Below are 796 nucleotides of genomic sequence, written 5' to 3' on the forward strand. Positions count from 1 at the left end.
CGCTCCACTGCGCGGCGCGGGCCACGACGCCGGGCCGGTGTAGGCGATGAAGCGCGCGAGCCCGGCACCGACGCGGTCGTGGCAGCGCGGGTCGGCGCGGTAGGCCGCGATGACGGCGGGGTCGTGGGACAGGTGGGCGGGGTCGATCCCGGTGGCCAGGCGCAGGTTCGGCAGTACGCGGGGCAGGGTGGCCACCAGGAATTTCTGCGTCCAGCTCAGGCCCGGGTCCAGCGCGGGAGAGGAAAGCACCAGCGCCTCCACGGGGCGCAGCGCCTGCGCCACGAAGCTGGCGGCCACCAGCCCGCCCAGGCTGTGGCCCAGCAGCACCAGCGGCTGGCCGGGTGGCATGCGGGCCCGGGTGGCATCGACGATGTCGGCCAGGTCCACCATCAGCCGGTTCGGGGGCGTGAGGGCGCCGCGCAGCCCGCCCGATTCGCCATGGCCGTACTGGTCGTAGCCGCGCACGGCAAAACCCCAGGCGTTCAGCCGCCGGGCGAGCCGGTCGTAGCGGCCCACGTGCTCGCCCAGGCCATGCACCAGCAGCACGGTGGCGCGCGCGTCGGCGTGCGGCAGCGGCCAGTCCTGCAGCGCGAGGTTTTCGCCATCGGCGGCGGTGAAGGGGCTGAGGGTGGAGGGAGCGTCGGGATCGACCATGCGAAGGGGGCTAGGGCCTGTCGGAAAAGGCGCGCCATGTGGTGGCGCGCCCGGGAAAAGGGGTGGGCGCGGCCGGCGTCAGCAGCCCATGCGCTCCGCGCCGGGGCGCGGGCGGGTTCTGGCGATGGCCGCGGCCACGGTG

The 796-nt window shown here is 75.3% G+C and carries 1 pseudogene; it reads right to left on the reverse strand.

Annotated features, from left to right (window positions below):
* Positions 1–654 (reverse strand): annotated as a pseudogene (locus tag AC27IO_RS24955) (alpha/beta hydrolase); the annotation flags it as partial.
* Positions 655–796: the final 142 nt, after the last annotated feature.

The organism is Acidovorax sp. KNOB132, from assembly GCF_057541515.1.